At 55.9% G+C, this 6,227-nt stretch carries 10 protein-coding genes; 3 read left to right on the top strand and 7 right to left on the bottom strand.

The annotated features are described in order from the left end of the window. The first annotated feature begins 20 nt into the window (after positions 1–20). Both T424_RS0105530 and T424_RS0105535 read left to right on the top strand, forming a co-directional pair. Complete coding sequence (locus T424_RS0105530) at positions 21–263, top strand: hypothetical protein (RefSeq protein WP_027486838.1); 243 nt, start codon at positions 21–23, stop codon at positions 261–263. Then, entirely contained in the window at positions 260–664 is a 405-nt protein-coding gene (locus T424_RS0105535; RefSeq protein ID WP_027486839.1) for a hypothetical protein, read from the top strand. Before T424_RS0105530 ends, T424_RS0105535 begins: the two co-directional genes overlap by 4 nt. 615 nt (positions 665–1,279) lie before the next feature. Here T424_RS0105535 and T424_RS0105540 read toward each other — a convergent pair. From T424_RS0105540 to T424_RS22430, 5 genes are all read right to left on the bottom strand, one after another. Next, positions 1,280–1,579, bottom strand: a complete 300-nt coding sequence (locus T424_RS0105540; protein ID WP_154664807.1) for a hypothetical protein — start codon at positions 1,577–1,579, stop codon at positions 1,280–1,282. 19 nt (positions 1,580–1,598) lie between these two features. Continuing rightward, positions 1,599–1,928: a hypothetical protein gene (locus tag T424_RS0105545; protein ID WP_027486841.1), complete on the bottom strand. Its 330-nt coding sequence runs from the start codon at positions 1,926–1,928 to the stop codon at positions 1,599–1,601. Positions 1,929–2,011: 83 nt separating this feature from the next. Next, positions 2,012–2,248 (bottom strand): hypothetical protein, encoded by a 237-nt coding sequence (locus T424_RS0105550; RefSeq protein ID WP_027486842.1) that lies wholly within the window; start codon positions 2,246–2,248, stop codon positions 2,012–2,014. A 32-nt stretch (positions 2,249–2,280) separates the two neighbouring features. Next, positions 2,281–2,805 carry a hypothetical protein gene (locus tag T424_RS20280; protein WP_154664808.1) on the bottom strand — a complete coding sequence of 175 codons (525 nt, stop codon included), beginning with the start codon at positions 2,803–2,805 and terminating at the stop codon, positions 2,281–2,283. Positions 2,806–3,027: 222 nt separating this feature from the next. Then, a complete protein-coding gene (locus T424_RS22430) occupies positions 3,028–3,192 on the bottom strand; it encodes a hypothetical protein (RefSeq protein WP_154664809.1) in 165 nt (54 codons plus the stop codon). Positions 3,193–4,245: 1,053 nt separating this feature from the next. On the opposite strand from T424_RS22430, the gene T424_RS0105570 reads away from it, so the two are divergent. Continuing rightward, on the top strand, positions 4,246–4,938 hold the full coding sequence (locus tag T424_RS0105570) for a helix-turn-helix domain-containing protein (RefSeq protein ID WP_027486844.1): 693 nt from the start codon (positions 4,246–4,248) through the stop codon (positions 4,936–4,938). Here the strand turns inward: T424_RS0105570 and T424_RS0105575 are convergent. Together T424_RS0105575 and T424_RS0105580 are read right to left on the bottom strand one after the other, a co-directional pair. Next, positions 4,931–5,899 (bottom strand): flagellin, encoded by a 969-nt coding sequence (locus T424_RS0105575; RefSeq protein WP_269076422.1) that lies wholly within the window; start codon positions 5,897–5,899, stop codon positions 4,931–4,933. The two genes, T424_RS0105570 and T424_RS0105575, sit on opposite strands and share 8 nt — an antisense overlap. Positions 5,900–6,036: 137 nt before the next feature. Then, a partial coding sequence (locus T424_RS0105580) for an ATP-binding protein (protein ID WP_027486846.1) occupies positions 6,037–6,227 on the bottom strand: 191 nt, incomplete at its 5' end.

Consider the following 6,227-nt stretch of genomic DNA (forward strand, 5'->3'; position numbering starts at 1 on the left):
TTATGGAAGGGTCTGACGCCATGAAAAAGGTAGTCCTCTGGGCAATTGGCGGCTTTGGTCTGGCGGTCATCTGCGGGCTGATGGGGCTGGCGCATCTGTCTGCATCGATCGTTACGCTCACCGTCTTCTGCGCGACGCCTGCGATATTGTTCCATTTTTCGGCTTGGTGTTTCGGCTTCATCGGGTCATTGCCGGATCGTATACTTAGTTGGTTGCATCCCCCTGGCGCAGTTGTGGGCCTTGGAGAGGAGCGCGATAGATGAAGTCCATCTTGATTGCCTTCCTAGTTCTGTCGGCGTCAATTACGGGGGTAGCGGACGCGGCCTCAGTTGATCTCCGATATATGGCCCCTGATATCCATATTGAAATCGTGCCCCAGCCAGCGCGCACGATTACGAAGCCGAATGGAAGGCAGTATCGATACTTTGGTTGGGCCGATCGGATCACCTACACCACAGGCTTGCCCGACAGAAAAATACACGGCTTCTGGGGATTTCACGGATTGGAGTTTCGTGGTCTGCCGTCCTGGCTACGAGAGGTTAAAACCAGCGCTGGAAGAGACCTAGTCGGATCGCCTCAGCCAGGAACGTTCACGATCCAGATGTACCAGGATGGCAAGCACATTCCAACGTTGGATATGCCTATGACTTTCATTCCACGGTAGGATCGACTGCATAGTATATGGAAGCCCCCCGAAATCTTTGGCGCTCTCGACCGCCGAAGGGATTTTGGCGTTCCGCTCGGTTCGCGTCGGTCTATCGGTGTGGTGGTCACGAGAACCACAGCAGACGTCGAGATTATCCCGACGTCAGTACCCGCATGGATGCCGTGTGACAGTCAGCCCCGCCGATTTTCCGGAATTCCCGTTTCATCAACTCGCAGTCAAAATGACGGATGCCGGCACGGGCCAAAATACCGGTCGGATTCTCGCGTTCGATGTTGTCCAAGGGCGTCGATAGATACGAAGAAATCACAATTTGTATTTTGTAACTTCTTATTATTGCTCAATAATTTCGATTTTCTGTTGACTGGCGCATTGGTCCCGTGCATTATCAATTCATCGAAGGGACGCAAGGAACTTCGTGGATTGAAACAACAGAAAGCCGGTATTCGCTCCCTGTAAGGGATTAGGATAGATCAGGTCTTCGGGCCGAAATATCTGGGTATCGTTCCCCCTGAGGGATAGTTTCGACCGCCATTGAGGCGGCTCTGAAATATACGTGTTTCTCGTTGACCGCCGTCTGGCGGATAGGAAAGGGTGGCAGAGATGCCGCCCTTTTCATTTTTCGTCGATCATGGACGCCATCTTGTCCTTGATCTGGTCTCCGTCGAATCCTTTCTCGAAGAGAACCATACTCACGAGTGTCCGGACGATTTTGATGACGTCCTGGCTCCGAGCATCGACATCGGCATCTGGCGCGAGTTTCCCGATGTAGACCTTCATCATACGCTCAAGACCGCCCTCTTCTACGGCAGCCATATAGGCGTCAGCGACGGCGCGGGCATCGGGGCGGCGGAGGGCTTTCGCCTTCCGCCTATTTTTGGCTGCATATGCCGCCTGACGCTTCTTGTAGTCCAATGCGAAGTCCGCCACCGAGTTACAGCCTCAGGATCGCGAGAGCAACGGCAGTGGCGTTGTCGCCGTAGGTGTGATCCAGACGCCTCCAGGTTCGCTCCTCGGATATTTCATCGGCCTGCCGCGAGAAATCGGCAGCGTGGAGCATCGCCTGCAATACAGGGAGCTCGCCTGTCGAGAGAAGGCCGGCGATCTCCTTGGCTCTTTTGACCATACGGCCCACGTCCCGGTCGTTTGCGGCCTGGAAGCGGCTGCTATAGTCGTCCCAGCTTCGGCAACTGCCGATGTCAAACCCGAGTTTGCGGGCAATGTCCTCGACGGGATCGAGGGCTTTCCATGTGTTGAAGTCCATTGTGTCACCTTGCGTCTCTAACGTGTTTGAAGGGTCTCACCGCGTGAGATAGTTGGCAACAGAAATCACGCGGTGAGGCAAATTTAGGCAGCTCGGATAGCTTCTAGCCTTGCAGCGGTTTCGGCGGCACGTCGAGCAGCGGCGGCGCTGGTCTCCGTGCCGGAAGCGATGCGAGTGCATGCATCAACTACCTCCCAGTAAAACAGGCCATCGCCGCCGAACGTCACAACGAGATCAAGGACTCGTCCAGCGAAAGAGAAGCCAGCGGCCTCACCACAGACGTCCGCATCGGGCTTCCAGCTAATATAGAATACGTTCATATCGATTATCCTCTTCTTGGGTGATTGGGAGTTCAGTTCTGGCCGCAAACCTGGACTGCCGCGAGCTTCGGCAGGCGCAGAATGTCCATGGCATGATATCGGGCTAGCGGCGGGGCTATGGACCGGGTGTCGGTCAACTGTTCCTGAACCGCGTTCAGGAACTTCAGGGAGAGCTTGGGCGGTAGCGTTATTCCACGTAGCCCCCTCACCACATCGGTGGCCGAGTCCACAAGATGAATGTCGATGAGAAGCCGCTCCTCGCGATTGGTGACATCTGGAAGATGACGGCGATCTTCGGAGACAAGGCGAATATCGAACGGGCAATCGAATACGAGGTCTCCCGGGAACTCGAACACCCATAGGATCAGCGGGCCATCCTTGATGAAGCCAGCCTTCATTTTCCCTTTACGGATGGCCTGAGCTTCGGACCGCTGCAGGTCTGGCATGCCTATAAGCAATAGGTTGCCTTCCACCGTCAGGAACTCGGCCTTGGCTCCTTCCATGTTGTTAAGCGCAAGCGGGTACCGCTCGCCGCGCTCGATCTTGATGAAGTTCATAATCAGTCCTTCTGTTGGCATGGCTTCGCCGTTCGTGCCGAAGCCCGTTTCAGTTCTTTTTGATGTCTCGCTTGTTTAGTCGTTGCTCACTGTTGCGATGACGACCAATGGTGATGTGAGTCGCCTCCGATCGCAACAGTGAGCAGCGAATATTTCTGAGCTAAGTAACTGAAACTATTAAATTAAAGACTCCGACGCGACATCTTGAATTTCCGCTCAAACTTAACGACGACGCCGTGAGATTTTCCATGCGAGGGCCAGAAACAACAAAATCCAGACAACGATGTTGTTCGTTTCGACCGCTGCAGGTGCCTTGTTGGCAATGACGTAGAGCGCGGTGAAAACCGTCAGCCCAATCGGGAGGGAGAGGATGCGAAGCGCGACCATGGTCAAGTCTTTCTTTTAGGCGGTTGCCTGATCTAGACGTCGGAAAGCCTGAATGCCGTCTCGGTGAAACTCGTTGCGCATTTCGGCAGCGGACCCCGGGATGCGGGAACGTCGGATGAGGTGTCTAGCAGAGGTTTGCGGATCGAGGCGGTATAGCGATGCCAGGTAACAGATGAGTCCGCCCAAGGCGTCACGGTCGTTAACCTCCTCGATCTGCACCGAGAAGGTTAAGCCCGGAATGGTTGTGATTTTCACCTGCATCTCGTGTACCTTTCCGCTGATTTCTATGCAATAATGGATATCATTCCGTGAGAAGGGTGCCCAGGGATAAACACGGAATGGTTGCGTCTTGCCGGAGGGAGACTTAACGGCACTGGTTGGATTTTAATGATTTGAAGACGAGAGGCATGTTCCTGTTCGATGCGGGCCGCAGGCCAAGCTCTCGAACCCGCCCGGAGGGCGGCCTTGGATGTTCCCGTCCCGATGCCCTCAATTGACCGGCACGCGCAACGGCAGTCATCCAGAGGACCGAAGCAACGCGTAGGACGGCATCGCCGTTGACAGAGGGAGCATGGCGGTAGGCTTGGCGGTGAGGGTGCGGAAACAGAATGAGAGGTAGTCCGACCCATTCCAGCGTATATTGGTGCTGTAGCGGCCTGTATTCTTCGCGATACAGCACCGAAGTCTCTCAAAATGGCCAGTGGGACATTTCGATGCGGGAACCGCATCAGGCGACGAAAGATGAGCATATCGGAGCGGCAAGCATAGCGACCCCGATAACGGGGATGACGCGGGAATTCGCGCATGCCGAGCGCGGTTAACCGGGTTGCCGCAGGAGGTTCTGCAAAGCGCCGCTGTAGGCGGGAACCGGGACCGACCACCCCCGCCGAGGCATTCCGGTTCGAGCCTCATTGAAAGCTCTGACTTATCCGTCCGCCATGATTGCAAATCCGCGGCGCAAAAAGGACGGGATAACGTTGCTTGCGCCTCTATGCCCGGTTGTCCTTTCAAGGTCCGTCATTTTTCAGTAGCGGCAACTTGAAGAAGAGACGCATGTTGAAAGACAAACCCTTTGCCGCCCTCACTCAGAAGATGTTGGATGCATGGATCGAGACCGATCCCGCCGATCCTGCGGAGCCGCATCGCGTTTATGCCGGTGTTCTACACCTGCTTTCGATCAAGATGCGGTTGACCGTATTCCGCATCGAAGGTGATGATCCGCTCGCGTGGCAGATGACGCCCGTGCGTCATTCTGGCTTCACGTCGAGCTTGTTCAACGTCAACAAGATTTTTGAAGATCAGCGAATTGGCGACTTCAAGGACCAGGACTACATGGCGTCCGCCGTGATCCCCCGCCTTCGCCAAGTCATCGAAAACCAACAACCGTCGATGGAGTTGGTGAAGACCAAGCTCTTCGGCATCAATCTCGGCTACGACCGGATTCTGATACCGCAGCGGACGCTTGGCCGCCCACGGTGGGTGATCTCGTCATCACACGCCCGTTTTCTTCTGGATGCGCCCAAGACCCCCGGGAAGTTTGACGTAGACGACGAGGCCGTGGTCCAGCTCCTGCTGGAAGGCTGCACAGCCAAGGAAATAGCTGCCCAGCTGGGTCTATCGCACCGGACCGTCGAGCACCGTCTCGACCGGCTTAAAGTGCGGTTTGGCGCACGCAACCTTGTGCATCTGGTCGTCATGTTGCTCGGCGGACATGTCAATCGGGAGAACGGTGCCAGTATTACCTGAAGAGTTGCAGGAGGGTATCGGGTGACGCGTTGGCGATAGATAGCGCCTGCACTGCCAGCTGTTGCTGACTTTCGAGAGCGCGTAGTCTGGTAGACGCCTCGTTCATATCGGCATCGACCAATCGCCCGACGCCTGTTGTCACCGCGTCCATCCGCGACTTGTTCAGTTCCTCGTATGTATCGAGCGAGCTCTGGATGGACCCCAGATAGGACATGCGGTCGGCGACACCCTGCAGTTTCGTTTCGATGTAACTCACGAAGTTCGAATACGCTCCCGCCCTGTCGCCGCCGTTCCGCAGGAGGTTGTTTTCGAGCCGCATCAGATTGAAAGAGGCATCCGTGTCATAGGCCTCGTAGTCGCCCGTCACCGGGTTGGTCAGTAGAATATTGTACCAACTCGCGTAGGCCGGCACGAATGAATCGGGGACATCCACGATATCACCCAGATCGAACAGCGCCTTTTCAGGATTGTAGTCGGACGGGTGGCTCATCGGGTATCCGGAATCGTCATTCAGTAACAGGAGGTCCATTGCCTTGACATCTAGCGTCTGAACCTTCGCCTCCCCATATCCGATAACGAATGAGTACGTCCGCTGGCTTGCCTTCTCCGGTTGCCCTTTCGGGTTGTAGAGGAGGTTCACCCCCGAAAAGGATGCGGACACCATCGCGTCCCGCGCCTGGTCCTGCAGCTGTTGCATCTGCTGTTCAATGTCGGCGACCTGTGACTTTCCGTAGTACTCGTCGAGGCTATAGCCACCGATGATGAGGTTCTTGAATTCCGGCTGCGGCATGTCGCTCGCCGTTATCGCAAGGTTCCTGATCTCCACGAAACTCTTGTGGACCGTCTCCATCGCGGCATAGGCGGTATCGACTATGGCTGACGCGAGGCCGATCGAATCTGTGACCGCAGACATCGCCATGGTCTCCGAGCGCATTGTCGTAGATATCGACCAGTATGTCAATCGGCGTTGTAACGGGACCCCTTATCGGCTCCCAAAAGGGACCCCTGCCTCTGGTTGCATCGGGTCAGCGCGCGTAGGCCCGGAGCTCTCCATTTAGCGCAGGGGCCTGCGGGCGCGGGTTGTTTGTCTTTTCGGCTTTAGCTTTGAGAGCGGTTTTTAAAGCGCCAGGATTCGTTCCCGGTTTCCACGATCTCGCAATGGTGGGTGAGCCTGTCGAGCAGAGCGGCGGTCATTTTGGCATCGCCGAATACGGCTGGCCACTCGCCGAAGGCCAGGTTTGTCGTGACGATGATCGATGTCCGCTCATAGAGCCTGCTGATGAGATGGA

Source organism: Allorhizobium undicola ORS 992 = ATCC 700741, from assembly GCF_000621665.1.
GTDB classification, from domain to species: domain Bacteria; phylum Pseudomonadota; class Alphaproteobacteria; order Rhizobiales; family Rhizobiaceae; genus Allorhizobium; species Allorhizobium undicola.